Raw genomic sequence first — 15,761 nt, 5'->3', positions numbered from 1 at the left:
TTCGTTATTTGGCGCACCGTTTAGAAAACTTTAAGAAAGAGAGGTGGCCGAGTGGTCGAAGGCGCACGCCTGGAAAGTGTGTATACGCCACAAGCGTATCGAGGGTTCGAATCCCTTCCTCTCTGCAATAATTATTATATTTTTATTAAAAATTTATTTTTATATCTTTAACCCTTTAACTAATTAAATTAAGACAAACAGTAATGAAAAGATTATTTTCTATTTTGGTAATCGCCGCGGTGATGGTACTTGGAGCCGGAAACCTTAATGCGGCCAATAATGTTAACACATTACCTGGTACAATTGTAAACTTTGTACAAGATGAAGAGGCTGCAGCTGCCGCAGATGAGGCAGAGGAAGAAACTCTTGGTTTTCATCAGGAACTTAAAAAACGATTTATAGAAGGTGGTCCTGCATTTATGGGGATTGTTCTTTTATGTTTAATTCTTGGTTTGGCTGTTGCCATAGAGAGAATTATCTTTTTAAACCTTTCTACAACTAACACCAAAAAATTGGCTAGAGATGTAGAAGACGCTTTAAATAGTGGTGGTGTAGAGTCTGCTAAAGAAGTTTGTAGAAATACAAAAGGACCTGTAGCATCTATCTACTACCAGGGTCTTGACCGTGCAGATGAAAGTATTGACGCGGCAGAAAAAGCTGTGGTAGCTTACGGTGGAGTACAAATGGGACAATTAGAGAAAAACGTTTCCTGGTTGTCTTTATTTATCGCTATTGCTCCTATGCTTGGTTTCATGGGTACTGTAATTGGTATGATTACCGCCTTCGATAGAATTGAAGCTGCTGGTGATATGCAACCATCTCTTGTTGCCGGAGGTATTAAAGTGGCACTTCTTACAACCGTATTTGGTTTGATCGTGGCTATTATTCTTCAAATATTTTATAACTATATTATCGCTAAAATAGATAGTATTGTAAACGATATGGAAGATGCATCTATCACTCTTATCGATATGTTGGTATCTTACAAAAACAAAAAAAGAATCTAAGACCAGATTAAATTATGACTTTACATAAAATATTAAAATATGTATCTATCGTTTTAGGCGTTGTAGGTCTTATCCTTTTGGGAAGGATCCTTGCCGAAGACGGTGATGCTATAGAGGCCTCGGCCGATTTACAGAATAGTCTGCTTACACCAATAATGTATTTGTCTTATTTCGTGTTACTGGTTGTTCTTGTATTGGTTGCAATCTTTGTGATAAAAGGTCTGTTTAAAGGAAATATTAAAAACACACTTATCGCTGTTGGTGCATTTATTGCAGTTATTGTAATTGCATACCTTGTAACCGATGGAACTCAAATGACGCTTAAAGATGGAGATATACTCTCGGCTAACGCGGCACATTGGATAAGTGCAGGTTTAGTAACATTCTATATCCTTGCTGGAATTGCAATTTTAGCAATGGTTATTTCAGGAGTTAAAAAATTAACTAAATAAGAATATGGCAAGAAGAGAAGCACCAGAGGTTAATGCCGGTTCTATGGCCGATATTGCTTTCTTGCTACTAATCTTCTTTCTGGTAACAACAACCATTGAGACAGATAGCGGGATTAGCAGGAAGTTGCCTGAATGGCAGCCTGAAGAACAGGATCCGCCGGTAATTAAAGAACGAAACATCTTCCAGGTACTGGTTAATGCAAATAACCAATTACTTGTAGAAGATGAGGAGATGGAGATTGAGGAATTAAGACAGGCAGCTGTAGAATTTCTTGACAATGGAGGAGGAACAGGCGAAGAGGCTTGTGACTTCTGCCAGGGAGCCGGAGACCCAGCTTCTTCTGTTAACCCAACGAAAGCTATAATTTCTTTGGTAAATAACAGGGGAACCGAGTATGGGACTTATATCGCGGTACAAAACGAACTTGTAGCGGCTTATAACCAACTTAGAGATAGGGAAGCCGAACGTTTATTTGGTACTAGCTTTACAGCAATGGAAGCCAGGTATAACGACTCACGTACAAGCGAAGGTGATAAAGAAACTTTGAAGGAGAGAATTGAACTTATTAAAGATATGATCCCTCAAAAGCTTTCTGAAGCCGAGCCTACGAGTTAATAACCTTAATATAAAACTTAAATTTAAGACTTAATTATGTCTAAATTCAAAAAGAAAAAGAGCGAAGGGCAACCAGCCATTAGTACAGCATCCTTACCAGATATTGTATTTATGTTACTGTTCTTCTTTATGGTTGTTACCGTGATGCGTCAGAATACTTTAATGGTTGAAAATAAACTTCCATTCGCTGATCAGGTTGAAAAACTGGATAAGAAGGATCTTGTAATGTACATTTACGCCGGTAAACCCAGCCCACGCTACCAGGAAAGATTTGGTAGTGAGGCAAGGATTCAGTTAAATGATAAGTTTGCCAGTGTTGGCGAAGTACAACAATTCATTTTTGCTGAAAGGGAAACTAAGCGTGAAGAGTTAATACCATATCTTACAACTGCCTTGAAGGTAGATGAAGAAACGAATATGGGATTAGTTTCAGATATCAAACAAGAATTGAGAAAAGCTGAAGCTCTTAAAATTAACTATACCACTAAAGAAGGTGACGCACTGCAAAATATGCAATAATTACCAATAGGTATTTTTTCAAAACTGTATAAACATCCTGTCAAAATTTAAATATTTGGCAGGATGTTTTTTTATCTTTAAACTCAATATAGCCGTGGTTTAAAATGAATAGAATATACTACCTTGTTTTCTTCTTTATATTTTTTTCTACGCCGCTATTGGCCCAAACCGAAGAAGAAATTAGTTTAAAAAGCATCCCAGACTCCGTTCCGGTGGTAATAGATAGTTTGTATCGGGAAGATCAGTTTTACGTAGGGCTCACCTTTAATTTAATAAGCAACAAGCCTGAAGCTATATCCCAATCTGGATTTTCCGGTGGTATTCACGCCGGATTTACAAGAGATTTCCCCATAAATAAACGTCGAAATATCGCTATTGCAGCTGGTTTAGGTTGGTCTTTGAATAGTTATAGTCATAATTTATTTATAGGGGAAGATGATAACGGAGAAACCACCTTTAGAAGCTTAACACGAGACGTTGATTATAGTACAAACCGCTTTACTGCACAATTAATTGAAGTTCCCCTGGAGTTTCGTTGGCGTACTTCCACTCCAGAAACTTATAAATTTTGGAGAATTTATACCGGATTAAAATTCGGTTATATCTATCATTTTAGGAGTAATTTTGTACAACCAGATAATCAGGTGGTTCAAACTGATGTGCCCGAGTTAGATCGTTTCCGGCTGGGAGCAACCTTTACTTTTGGTTATAATACTTTCAATTTTCATGTTTATTACAGCCTTAATTCCTTTTTTCCTGAAGCTCGTTTAAATGAAGAGACTATAGATATTTCGGTCTTTAGGGTTGGACTTATGTTCTATATTCTATAACCAGAAATACAAAACCAAAGACTGCGGAATTACCCCACAGAATAAACCAAGCAAAAGTTCATTATAGGTGTGTGCTTTGTAATATAGCCTTGAAGAAGCAGTAATACCCAGCATGAGAATTAAAAAACTAATGGTGTAAGTTAAGTTTAATTGAAAGTTGAGGCTTACACCTATTAAGAATATTATAAGCCCGCTAAGCGCCATTATATGTAAACTTGCTTTTAACCGGAATAATACTAGAGTAAAGGCCAGTAAAGTGGAAAAAAGAATACCTACAAAAAAATAATATAATGCGGCATAATTATAGGCATTCAAAATCTGGTTGAGCACCATGGTGATTAAAATGGCAAAGAAAAGCAAAGGCCATCTACGCTCGCGTACATCTTCTAAAAAGATTGATTGAGCCTTCCCCAGGTTTTTAAGCAAAAAGTAAAATACAACGGGAATAAATACGGTTAAAATTGCAATGGCGAGAAGTTTTGCCTGCATTACGCCCGGCGGAAAAAATCTCGGTGTAAATAAAAAATAAAGTAAACTCCCTGCTAGCGGTATCCAAAGCGGATGAAATATAAAGGAGGCGCTTTTTAAAAGGAATTTCATTAAATTTCTTTTCGCAATCTTGCAACCGAAATATCTAATTGCTCCCTGTATTTTGCTACGGTACGTCTGGCAATTGGATAACCTTTATCTTTTAAAACCTTAGCGAGCTTCTCATCGGTAAGCGGTTTTCGCTTGTCTTCTTCTTCAATAGACATCTCCAGGATTTTTTTAATCTCCCGGGTAGAAACATCTTCTCCCTGGTCGTTTTTCATAGATTCAGAGAAGAATTCTTTTATAAGTTTTGTTCCGTAAGGAGTATCAACATATTTACTGTTGGCTACACGGGAAACGGTAGAGACATCCATTTCAATCTCATCGGCGATATCTTTTAAAATCATTGGGCGTAAATTTCGCTCGTCGCCGGTAAGAAAATATTCTTTTTGATAGTTCATAATAGAACTCATCGTAACCATTAAGGTTTGCTGTCTTTGTTTTATAGCTTCAATAAACCACTTTGCAGCATCCAGTTTCTGTTTTATAAACATCACCGCATCTTTCTGCGCTTTTGTTTTTTCCTTAGATTCCTTGTAACCCTTCAGCATATCGCTATAATCACGAGAAACGTGCATTTGTGGTGCATTTCTTCCATTTAAGCTAAGTTCTAAATCGCCATCTACAATTTTAATGGTAAAATCTGGAATTACGTGTTCTACCATTCGGGTGTTTCCTGAATAAGAACCGCCGGGTTTTGGATTTAAATGTTCAATAACATCTATGGCTTCCCGTAATTCATCTTCAGAAATATCGTGTCTAGAAAGAATTTTGGTGTAATGTTTTTTGCTGAATTGATCAAAAGATCTTTCCAGTATGTCTTCAGCCATTTCTACGCCTTTTGTAGGCTCTTTGCGTCTTAATTGAATAAGTAGACATTCCTGAAGCGATCTGGCACCTACGCCGGCTGGATCAAGTTCCTGCACCTTTTTCAGCACTTTCTCTACCGCAGCTTCATCTGTATATATATTCTGGGTAAAAGCCAGGTCGTCTACCACGTCCTGTAGTTCTCTTCTCAAATAACCACTTTCATCTACACTACCTACTAAAAAAGCGGCAATTTGTTCTTCGGTTTCATCAAACCTAAGCGTACTTAATTGCGTGGTTAAATATTGTGTAAACGAAGTTCCCGAAGCGTATGGCACACTTTTCTCATCATCGTCTGCGCTGTAATTATTTGCCTGTAACTTGTAATTAGGGACTTCATCGTCGCTTAAATACTCATCAACATCAATTTCAGCTTCTATAGATTCGGTTCCTTCATCTTCTCGCTCTCTATCACTATAATCGTCTTCATATTCCTCATATTCATCCTTGGTTTCCACCTTACCATCTTCCAAAGCCGGATTTTCTTCCAGCTCCTGTTTTATACGCTGCTCAAAAGCCTGCGTAGGAAGTTGTATAAGCTTCATCAGCTGGATTTGCTGGGGGGAAAGCTTTTGGGATAATTTGAGATTTAATTGCTGTTTAAGCATATATTATTTTCCTTTACTCACCTGCGGGTGAGATTTATTCTATTTTAACGCAAGGTCAAAACAATTGTTGTTTACTACAAAAATAAGCAAAACAATGCGACACAGCCTTTGGCATAGTAAATGATTGTGGTAAAATTTTGTTAAGTATTCTTAGAGAAACTCTTAATTTCTCTGAATTTCTTCGGAAGCGGAAGTTCTAAATTCAAATTATTTTTATTCACAGGATGTATAAATCCAAGCCCGGTGGCTGCTAGAAATAAGCCACCTTTTTTTATGATTTTTGAAGGTTTACCATAAAGTTTATCGCCCACAATTGGATTTCTATGTTTTGCAAGATGAATTCTTATTTGGTGGGTTCTACCGGTTTTAGGAAAAGCTTTAACCAGGCTAAAATCTTCGTTTTTAAGCTGAAAATGTTCTAGAACCTCAATGTGGGTTTCCGCATCTTTTTCTTCAATTTTATCGTTTAAAATAACTGAAGCAGAAAGACTTCCAAAGACAAGCGCAACATAACTTTTTTGAATCTTTTTTTCTTCAAATAACCTGTTTAAATCTACCTGCACCGCTTTGTTTTTAGCAATAAGCAATAAACCCGAAGTTGGATTGTCTAAACGGTGAACGGGTAGGGGAGCCGGTAGTGCATCTTTGGCTTTAGATTCATTTAAATTAAAACCTAAAGCATTCTCAATAGTTTTAAAGTAATTTCCGCTGGTGGGAATTCCGGCTGGTTTATGAATAACCGCCAGGTAATCATCTTCAAAAATCACTTCCAGTTTTAAAGTGAATACTTTTCTTACTGGATTTTCGGATTCAAGCAATTCCAGTTTTTGACCTTCTTTAATCCAGTCTGAAGTTTTTGCGGGTTGCCTGTCTAAAAGGATAAGTTCTTTTTTTAAAGCCTTCTTAAGCGAGCTTTTGGTGGGAAGGGAAGCAAAGATAGAAACCGCATATTCTTGTAACCTGATTTTTTCAGTTATTACGGGAACAATATGCGTTTCTCTAATTTTCAATGGTCAGGTGGTTATTATAAACTAAAAGCTTTCGTCAAGCTGAACTGGTTTCAGCTTCTAACATGATGCAAATTTTTAATCAAATTAGATCCTGAAATAAATTCAGGACGGGACATAGACAAGAATAAAAAAACCTCACAAGTTTTGAAAGCCTGTGAGGTTTTTAAAATATCTTAAAACTCAGCGTTACCGGGGAATCTTGGGAATGGAATTACATCCCTGATATTTCCCATTCCGGTTACGAATTGTACCAGTCTCTCAAACCCAAGTCCGAAGCCACTGTGAACACAGGTTCCAAACTTACGAGTATCAAGGTACCACCACAATTCTTTTTCGTCTATATTTAATTCCTTCATTTTATTTTGAAGCACGTCTAAACGCTCTTCCCTTTGTGAACCGCCAACAATTTCTCCAATTCCTGGGAAAAGTATGTCCATTGCTCTTACGGTTTTACCGTCTTCGTTAAGACGCATATAAAAAGCTTTAATATTTGCGGGATAATCGAATAAAATTACCGGGCATTTAAAATGTTTTTCAACTAAAAAACGTTCGTGTTCACTTTGCAGATCGGCGCCCCATTCTTCAATAATATAGTTGAACTTCTTCTTTTTATTGGGCTTTGAATTTTTAAGAATTTCGATAGCTTCAGTATAACTAACTCTCTTAAAGTTGTTATCTATTACAAAATGAAGTTTCTCCAATAATCCCAATCCGCTGCGGTCTGCTTTTGGTTTGGCTTCTTCTTCAGCTTTAAAACGTTTGTCTAAAAACTCAAGGTCGTCCTGGCAATGATCTAAAATATATTTAAGTACATATTTTATAAAATCTTCAGCTAAATCCATATTGCCGTCCAGATCACAAAAAGCAACTTCAGGCTCTATCATCCAGAATTCGGCTAAATGGCGGGAAGTATTAGAATTTTCAGCTCTAAATGTTGGACCAAAAGTATAGATCTGCCCAAGTCCCATCGCGTAGGCTTCACCTTCCAGTTGTCCTGAAACCGTTAAATTAGTCTCTTTTCCGAAGAAATCTTCACGAAAATCTATACTGCCATCTTCATTCTTTGGCGGGTTTTCCATATCTAAAGCGCTAACTCTAAACATTTCGCCGGCACCTTCGGCATCACTTCCCGTAATAATTGGAGTGTTTACATAATGAAAGTTATTTTGCTGAAAATAACTATGCACGGCAAAAGACAGTTTAGATCGCACACGCATAATGGCGCCAAAAGTATTTGTGCGCACACGTAAATGTGCCTGCTCTCTTAGTTTTTCCAGGCTGTGTCGCTTTGGTGAAAGAATGGTAAGTTTTACTTCTTCGGGATTTGCATCGCCAAGAATTTTAAACTCTTTTACCTCAATCTCAACTCGTTGCTGATTTCCCTGGCTTTCAACCAAAGTTCCTTTTACAGAAACGGCAGCACCAACGGTGATTCTTTTAAGCTCGTCCTGGTCAAAATTCTCAAAATCTATTACACATTGCAGGTTGTTAATGGTAGAACCATCGTTTAAGGCAATAAAGCGATTGCTCCTAAAAGAACGAACCCAGCCGTTCACCTCAAATTCCTGTAGAAATTGATTGCTGTCTAATATTTCAGCAATTTTTGCTTGTATCATTTATGTTAGATTTAGAAAAAACAAATATAATTTATCCGTCTCAGCCTGCAAAGCAAGCCGGTTTTTATTAATCACTCAAGGAGGTTAATTCCCCAAGCGCTTTGTTGATTATCTTTCTGAATTTTTAGATTCCTCTTTTTCAATTTCAGCTTCGTCTTCTTCGGTTTCAATAATCTTCATTGCGGGTTCTTTCATAACTTCTTTGTTGGCAATATTTTTCTCTAAGGAAAACAATAAAGAAGGAAGTAATAATAAATTAGCCAGCATTGCGAAAAGTAAGGTTGCTGAAACGAGACCACCAAGAGCTACAGTTCCCCCAAAACTACTAATCATGAATACCGAAAACCCGAAAAACAGCACAATAGAAGTATAAAACATACTAACTCCTGTTTCCCGTAGCGCCGCGTAAACCGAACGTTTAATTTTCCAATTATTAGCTTTTAGTTCCTGCCTGTATTTTGCTAAAAAGTGAATAGTATCATCTACCGAAATCCCGAAAGCTATACTAAATACCAGGATTGTAGAAGGTTTTATAGGAACACCTAAAAAGCCCATCATTCCTGCAGTTACCAGCAAAGGTAGGAGGTTAGGAACCAGGGAAACAATAATCATTCTAAACGATCTAAACATCCAGGCCATAAATATTGCAATTAATAAAATGGCCAGGGAAAGCGAAATAATAAGATTTTTTACCAGGTAATTGGTTCCTTTTTGGAAGATAAAAGCTTTACCCGTCATGGAAATTTCGTAACGTTCCTGGGGGAAAATTTTATTGATTTGGGGCCAGAGGTCTTCTTCCAGTTCTTCCATTTTATCGGTTCCCACATCTTTCATATAAGTGGTAATTCTCGCATACCTTCCCGTACTGTCTATATAAGAAGTGAGTAAATTTTCATTTGAAGAAAATCCTTTGGTGTACGGCATAATAAAGTTTTGTTCCTGCGAACTTGGTAATTGATAATATTGGGCATCGCCGTTATAAAACGCCTGTTTAGAATATTTTACCAGCCGGGTTATGGAAATTGGCTGAGAAAGTTCAGGAATTTCAGCCAGATGATTTTCCAGTTCTTCCATGCGTTTAAGGGTAGCAGGTTTTAAAACACCATTTTTTCGTTTAGTATCTACAAGAATTTCTAAAGGCATCACCCCGTCAAATTCTTCTTCAAAGAATTTAATATCCTGGAAGAATTCAGCTTCTTCGGGCATATCTTCTAATAAACTGCCTGAAATTTTTATAGTGTAAATTCCTATAATACTCGCTACTAAAAGAATAATAGAGGTAATATAGATGCTGATGCGGCGGTGTCTCACCATTTGCTCCATCCAGTTTACAAAACCACCAATCCAGCGCTTGTTAAGGTGTTTTAGATGCTTGCGCCTGGGCAAATTCATATAACTGTAAATAATAGGAATTATCAACAAGCTTAGAATAAATATGGCGACGATATTAATTGAAGCTACAATACCAAATTCCTTTAGCAGCGTGCTATCGGTTAAAATGAAAGTGGCAAAACCAGATGCGGTGGTAATATTGGTCATTAAAGTGGCATTTCCCACTTTGGTAATTACTCTTTGGAGCGATTTTGCCTGGTTCCCGTGTTTTTTTATTTCCTGTTGATATTTGTTGATCAGGAAAATACAGTTGGGAATTCCTATAACAATAATTAATGGCGGGATAAGCGCAGTAAGTACCGTGATTTCATAATTAAACAAGCCTATTACCCCAAAGGCCCACATTACCCCAATGCAAACCGTAATCATAGAAATAATCGTGGCTCGAATTGACCTGAAAAAGAAGAAAAATATAAGCGAAGTTACCCCAAGTGCTGCGAGAATAAATAGCCCTATTTCATCAATTATATTCTGGGAATTCAGGGTTCTTATGTAAGGCATTCCAGAGACTTTTACGTCTATGCCTGTTTTTTCTTCAAAATTAGCAATAAGGGGTTGCAGCTCATCTATAACAAAGGTTTTCCGTTCTTTAGAATTAACGATCTCTTTATTTAAATAAATAGCCGATTGTAAAGTGTTGGAATGTGAACTATAGACCAGGTTTTCATAAAATGGTAACTCATTGTAAAGTTGATCCTGATATTGCTGAAGTTCTTCCTCGGTAGGATTATCTTCGGTAATAAAAGGCACCATCTCAAATCGGCTGGGATCTTCGAACTTTTTTAATTGCTGAAGATTACTAACTGAAATTGCATAATCTACCGCAGGGTAGGCTTCTAAAGTTTTGGTAAGCTCTTTCCACGCTTCAAAATTTTCTGGTTTAAAGAGTGTTGAATCTTTTACGCCAAGCAAAACCAGATTCCCTTCTTCTCCAAATTTATCCAGAAACTCATTATAGGCAATATTGTCTTCGTGATCGTCTGGTAAAAGGTTGGCTTCGGTATAAGAAAAACGCATATTTTTCCACTGTGTGGAAAGAAATACCGTAGTGGCGATAATAAGTAAAAGTATAATAATCCTGTTCCGCAAAATTAATCGCGCAATTGAGTTCCAGAATCCGAAACTAAAAATCTTGGCCATGGGAAGTTTTTAAGCGAGCGCAAAGGTATAAAAAGGAAGCCTATTTAATGCTGTTTAAACTCCTAAAGTAGCTCAGGATTAAATATCTAAATGAAAAGTGAATTTAAATGCGAAATTTTCATCAAAAGTAGGCAAACTATAGGGGCCATAGCGGTAGGCTGCTCCCAGGCCAAAACCTACAAGTATTTTTTGTAGTTCTATTCCAAATTCATGATAACCCTGTTCTAAACTTTTAAACGGAATACTATGCCTTTCGGGATGGCTAATATCTCCAATGGCGTGGCGGGAAATAAATACAAGCTCTGGCTGAATTAACCTGTGAATATTTATGGGTCTTAATTGATGTTTTATATGTAACATAGCCTGCTTATCGCTAAAAAACTCGTTATAAAACATGGTTTCAAAACTGCGTCTACCTGCTACTGAAAACCGCCTAAGGATGCCATTGCGCCTGGGACTGTTTGGTAGGGAATGAAACAAATGCGTAAGCGGAACTTCGCCTGTGGCATAATTGCCTTCCAGGATAATTTCGGTTCGGGATTGGTTAAGTCTTTTTATTTCGTGTTCTACCAAAAGCCCAAATTTGGTATAATCAAAATCGCTTCCGCCAATTCCAGAAATTCCTTTAGTGATTTGGCCCGTAAACTTGGGGTAACCTTTTTCTATTAATTTGGTAGCATTTGGCGTTTTTAAAAATTTAGCAAATGGCCTCCATAAAAATGAAAATGTAGCTTCAGAAAGCGTGTATTCAGAAAATTCCTGGCCGTTTAGCAAAAAGCTGTAATCTCGAATTTGATAAATATCGCTTTTAGACAACCGAAGTTCAGTTTTAAAATCAGACCCGAATCTATGGGTTAAACCACTGCTTAACGTGCGATGTTCGTAGAAAAAATTAATATTTACAAAGCGTGGTTCTATAATAGAAAAATCGTTTTTGCCCTGTAGATAATTAAAACTTCCGGTTTCAACAATATCGCGGGTGTAGTTGAATTTAAGATCGGTTTCGGTAGCTTTATTTAAATGAATTGAGGTCCCGAGGTTATACTTAAATACTTCATCTTTGGTGCCATATACCAGGTAGCCGTTTAAACTAAATTTTTTTGATAATTGTTCATTAGTCTTCCCGCCAAATCCCAGGCGAATGCCTTCGTAGTTATTGAATTTAAAGAATTTACCAAGATCAAAATCCCAAAATCCTACCGGATAATAACCTGTAGCAATAGATTTTTGAAAGCTTATTTTTTCTTCAACTTCTTTTTCCTTAATAAGTCTTTCTGCTCGTTGGCGACTTAGCTTGTTTTGTGGGCTTAAAATTTCGGTTCTGTTTTCTTTCCAAAAATTATCTTCTCGGGAATTCGCATCAGCATTAACCAAAATTTCAGCTGGGGTTTCTAAGCTCTCTTCAGAATTCAGCTGAATATCAAAATTAGTGCTGGTTACATTTAAAAACAGGTTGGGATCACCTCTTCCCGGGGCAAGAATATTATTTAGAATAGATTCCTTCTTCTGAAGCGTCCCTGCAGCAATAACTCCGCCAAAAACCGAAATCGCCTGGTCCCCATTTCCTGGTCTAATGGTGATTTTTTGAGTTTTTGGAAACCATAAATTTTCGTCTGGGAAATATTCGTATTCCTGATCTATTTCTAGTTTTATAGCGCCCAAAAGCTGGGCTTTTGCCTGCTGTATGGCGTATGTCTTGGTATCTAAATAAAGCACCCCTTCTAAGCCCGCTACGGCACGTTGCCTTTTAGGTTTAAAATAAATTACATAAGCGGGGCGGGAAGTTGTAGTGGTATCTAAAATTTTAAACGAATAATTTCTGAAAGCAGAATTTTGCAAGGGCGCGGCATAATCGGTTTCAAAAATTCTAAAATCTTTATCGTAGAGTGAAAATGGATTTACCGAAAGCGATAAAATCTCATAAACAGGGTCTTCAAATCCGGCGGTTTGTAAAGCTTGGACTTCTTCTTTTAAACCTTCTGCCTTGGAAAAATAAAATCTTGAAACTTTTTCTGAAAAATAACTTGCAGCCGAATTTATTATGGCACCAATTTCGAGATTGGTGCTATCGCTCGCCATTTCCAATGTGGCGGTTTCATTGTCTACAATAAATTTATTATAGTTTTTAAAATTGAATTTTTGCAGTTTTTCTTCAGGATCGTTTTCGGGCTTTCGGGCGATTGCTTTTTCAATTATTGCATTCGCTTTATTTTTTCCTGATGAAATAGTTACAGCATCAAGACTTTCAATTTTAGGAGTCAATTTTATTCTTACAAATTCTACATCTTTTGAAACTTTGAAGTTTTGCGTTTCAAAACCCACATAAGATATACTAAACTGGGTTTCATTTTTTGTAAGCGTAATTGAAAAACTGCCGTCTATTTTGCTTAAATCTTCTTTGTCACCATAGGTTATTTTAGCGTAGGCGAGGGGATCGCCGGTTTGTTCGTTTACAATTCTTCCTCTTAGTTCTTGCTGAGCAAAAACATTAAAGGAAAAAAACAGAAAAATAAGCAATAACAGAGAACGCATAGGTTTTTCTGAATTATGAACAAATTGATTAATCACTAAAATAAAAAAGACTGTTTGAGAAACTTATTGTCGTCAAGCTTTACTTTCCCTACACTTCGGGAGTATTCAGCTTCCAGTTTAGATACTGAAACCAGTTCAGGATGACGATTTTAAAATTCTTCAAACAGCCTCTAAAATAACAAGAGAAAATGACTTTCTATTATATAGTCATAATTTCTTTTTCCTTGTTTTCCAAAATAGAATCTATACGGGAAATGTGGGCATCAGTCAATTCCTGAACCTCATTTTCAGCATCCCTAAGTAAATCTTCAGAAATATCAAGTTTCTTCAATTCGTTGTTGGCTGATTTTCGGTCGTTTCTTACTCCAATTTTGGCATCTTCCGCTTCAGCTTTTGCCTGTTTTGTAAGTTGCTTACGGCGCTCTTCAGTTAAAGGTGGTACATTTATAATTACACTCTCACCGTTGTTCATTGGATTAAAACCAAGGTTTGCCAGCATAATTCCTTTTTCAATATCTTTAATCAGGCTTTTTTCAAAAGGCTGAATAGATATAGTTCGGGCATCTGGTGTATTCACATTGGCAACCTGTTGAAGCGGGGTTTGAGCTCCATAATATTCTACCATTACACTTCCAAGCATTGCCGGGTTGGCTTTACCTGCCCGAATGTTTTGCAATTGTTTCTTTAAATGTTCAATTGCCTTGTCCATATTTTCCTTGGCGGTGTCTATAATAAATTCAATTTCGTCTTCCATTTTTAAAAAATATTAGTTGAGCGTAAATCTTTATAAATTAACTTTTGTACCTATTCTTTCTCCGGTCACTACTTTTAAAAGATTTCCGGGGGTATTCATATCAAAAACAATTATTGGGAGTTCATTTTCCTGGCTTAAGGTGAACGCGGTGGTATCCATCACTTTCAGACCTTTTCTAATTACATCGTCAAAAGAAATAAAATCGAATTTTGTAGCTTTTTTATCCTTTTCAGGGTCGGCATTGTAAATTCCGTCTACACGGGTTCCTTTTAAAATAACATCGGCGTGAATTTCAATAGCGCGTAAAACTGCAGCAGAATCTGTGGTGAAATAAGGATTTCCAGTTCCGCCTCCAAAAATTACCACGCGGCCTTTTTCTAAATGGCGCATAGCTTTTCTTCTAATAAAAGGTTCAGCAACTTCATTGATCTTTATAGCTGATTGTAACCTGGTTTGAACTCCGGCATCTTCCAGCGCACTTTGTAAAGCTAAACCGTTAATTACGGTGGCAAGCATCCCCATATGGTCTCCCTGCACCCGGTCCATTCCTTTACTTGCACCGGCAACTCCTCTAAAAATATTTCCGCCGCCTATAACAATGGCTACTTCTATTCCTTTATCGGTCACTTCTTTAATCTCCTCGGCATATTCTGCCAGGCGATCGGGATCTATGCCATATTGGCGTTGTCCCATTAATGCTTCTCCCGATAATTTTAAAAGTATTCTTTTGTAATGCATAGCCTTTTTGTAGTGATTGGTGCAAATATAGGTAATATCTTAAATTGTAAAATAACATATTCACAATCAATCTTCCGCTAATTACCAATTTTTTTATTGGAGTCTAAGTTTCATTTCAGTTAAAATTCTTTGAGTTTATTTTAAAATGTCAAGTCTTAATTGAAAATACAAATGGCGAGGTTTTTGCTATCTTTGGGTTAATTAAACAGAAAAGAAAATGTTAGGATATTATATTATTGCAGGGCTCATTTTTATAGTGAGTATGTATGTGAGTAATAAACTGAAGAGTAAATTTAAAAAGTACTCTAAAGTTCATTTACAAAACGGAATGAGTGGAAAAGAGCTCGCCGAAAAAATGTTAAGAGACAACAATATTACCGATGTAAAAGTAATTTCTACACCGGGAATGTTGACCGATCATTACAATCCGCAGAAAAAAACAATTAACCTTTCTGAAGGGGTTTATAGCCAAAGAAATGCTGCTGCCGCTGCCGTGGCAACACACGAAACCGGTCATGCTATTCAGCATGCTAATGCTTATAGCTGGTTAACCATGAGAAGCCAGTTGGTGCCGGTGGTAAGTATAGCCTCAAGATTTTCCCAATGGGTGATTTTTGGAGGATTAATCTTAATGGCCACTACGGCTATAGGAAGCACCGTTTTACTTATTGGAATTATCATGTTTGGAATGGGAACCTTATTCAGTTTTATAACTTTACCCGTAGAATATGATGCGAGTAAGCGCGCTTTAGCCTGGTTAGAAACCGAAAATATGGTTTCTGGACCGGAACATGAAGCTGCCGAAGATTCCCTAAAATGGGCAGCAAGAACTTATGTGGTTGCCGCGGTTGGTTCTTTAGCAACTTTGCTTTACTTTCTTAGTATTTATATGGGAAGAGATTAATATTGAAAATATTTCTTCGGAAAATTTTATAAAAGAAAACCCGCTTCAACTGAAGCGGGACACTATCCCGCAAAGTGTGTAAAGTTAAAATAACAGGGGTTGGACTTTTTAAAGTCTGACCCTTTTTTCATAGATCGTAAGGAACTGATTTAAAATAATGCCCCAGTTCCTAATTGGCATTGACC

At 37.0% G+C, this 15,761-nt stretch carries 14 protein-coding genes and 1 tRNA gene; 7 read left to right on the top strand and 8 right to left on the bottom strand.

Features of this window, described 5'->3' with window-relative positions:
* The first annotated feature begins 37 nt into the window (after positions 1-37).
* From J0871_RS02565 to J0871_RS02540, 6 genes are all read left to right on the top strand, one after another.
* Positions 38-125, top strand: a tRNA-Ser gene (locus tag J0871_RS02565).
* 78 nt (positions 126-203) lie between these two features.
* Complete coding sequence (locus tag J0871_RS02560; RefSeq protein WP_208223191.1) at positions 204-1,007, top strand: MotA/TolQ/ExbB proton channel family protein; 804 nt, start codon at positions 204-206, stop codon at positions 1,005-1,007.
* A gap of 14 nt (positions 1,008-1,021) precedes the next feature.
* Positions 1,022-1,459 carry a hypothetical protein gene (locus tag J0871_RS02555; protein ID WP_075325125.1) on the top strand — a complete coding sequence of 146 codons (438 nt, stop codon included), beginning with the start codon at positions 1,022-1,024 and terminating at the stop codon, positions 1,457-1,459.
* A gap of 4 nt (positions 1,460-1,463) precedes the next feature.
* Positions 1,464-2,075 carry a biopolymer transporter ExbD gene (locus J0871_RS02550; RefSeq protein WP_075325124.1) on the top strand — a complete coding sequence of 204 codons (612 nt, stop codon included), beginning with the start codon at positions 1,464-1,466 and terminating at the stop codon, positions 2,073-2,075.
* Positions 2,076-2,111: 36 nt separating this feature from the next.
* Positions 2,112-2,594 carry a biopolymer transporter ExbD gene (locus J0871_RS02545; RefSeq protein WP_075325123.1) on the top strand — a complete coding sequence of 161 codons (483 nt, stop codon included), beginning with the start codon at positions 2,112-2,114 and terminating at the stop codon, positions 2,592-2,594.
* Positions 2,595-2,698: 104 nt separating this feature from the next.
* Complete coding sequence (locus J0871_RS02540; RefSeq protein ID WP_208223189.1) at positions 2,699-3,424, top strand: porin family protein; 726 nt, start codon at positions 2,699-2,701, stop codon at positions 3,422-3,424.
* On the opposite strand, the gene J0871_RS02535 is transcribed toward J0871_RS02540, so the two are convergent.
* The 8 genes from J0871_RS02535 to pyrH form a co-directional block, all read right to left on the bottom strand.
* On the bottom strand, positions 3,419-4,024 hold the full coding sequence (locus J0871_RS02535; RefSeq protein ID WP_208223187.1) for a hypothetical protein: 606 nt from the start codon (positions 4,022-4,024) through the stop codon (positions 3,419-3,421). The two genes, J0871_RS02540 and J0871_RS02535, sit on opposite strands and share 6 nt — an antisense overlap.
* Positions 4,024-5,490, bottom strand: coding sequence for an RNA polymerase factor sigma-54 (gene rpoN / locus J0871_RS02530; protein WP_208223185.1), 1,467 nt, complete (start codon positions 5,488-5,490; stop codon positions 4,024-4,026). The genes J0871_RS02535 and rpoN overlap by 1 nt, the downstream gene beginning before the upstream one ends.
* 140 nt (positions 5,491-5,630) lie before the next feature.
* Complete coding sequence (locus J0871_RS02525; protein WP_208223183.1) at positions 5,631-6,500, bottom strand: RluA family pseudouridine synthase; 870 nt, start codon at positions 6,498-6,500, stop codon at positions 5,631-5,633.
* Between the two features lie 173 nt (positions 6,501-6,673).
* Entirely contained in the window at positions 6,674-8,116 is a 1,443-nt protein-coding gene (gene asnS, locus J0871_RS02520; RefSeq protein ID WP_093306457.1) for an asparagine--tRNA ligase, read from the bottom strand.
* 108 nt (positions 8,117-8,224) lie between these two features.
* On the bottom strand, positions 8,225-10,648 hold the full coding sequence (locus tag J0871_RS02515; RefSeq protein ID WP_208223181.1) for an efflux RND transporter permease subunit: 2,424 nt from the start codon (positions 10,646-10,648) through the stop codon (positions 8,225-8,227).
* 78 nt (positions 10,649-10,726) lie between these two features.
* Positions 10,727-13,180: a DUF5686 family protein gene (locus J0871_RS02510; protein ID WP_208223179.1), complete on the bottom strand. Its 2,454-nt coding sequence runs from the start codon at positions 13,178-13,180 to the stop codon at positions 10,727-10,729.
* A 199-nt stretch (positions 13,181-13,379) separates the two neighbouring features.
* The gene (gene frr, locus J0871_RS02505; RefSeq protein ID WP_075325116.1) at positions 13,380-13,934 is read right to left on the bottom strand and encodes a ribosome recycling factor; all 555 of its coding nucleotides are present in this window, start codon (positions 13,932-13,934) and stop codon (positions 13,380-13,382) included.
* Between the two features lie 30 nt (positions 13,935-13,964).
* Complete coding sequence (gene pyrH, locus J0871_RS02500; RefSeq protein ID WP_208223177.1) at positions 13,965-14,672, bottom strand: UMP kinase; 708 nt, start codon at positions 14,670-14,672, stop codon at positions 13,965-13,967.
* Between the two features lie 217 nt (positions 14,673-14,889).
* Between pyrH and J0871_RS02495 the strand changes: the two genes are divergently transcribed.
* Positions 14,890-15,576 carry a zinc metallopeptidase gene (locus J0871_RS02495; protein WP_075325114.1) on the top strand — a complete coding sequence of 229 codons (687 nt, stop codon included), beginning with the start codon at positions 14,890-14,892 and terminating at the stop codon, positions 15,574-15,576.
* The last annotated feature ends 185 nt before the right edge of the window (positions 15,577-15,761 follow it).

It is taken from the genome of Salegentibacter sp. BDJ18 (genome assembly GCF_017579965.1).
Taxonomy (GTDB): Bacteria; Bacteroidota; Bacteroidia; order Flavobacteriales; family Flavobacteriaceae; genus Salegentibacter.
The sequence above is the reverse complement of the archived record's forward strand: the minus strand, read 5'-3'. Positions and strand labels throughout refer to the sequence as shown.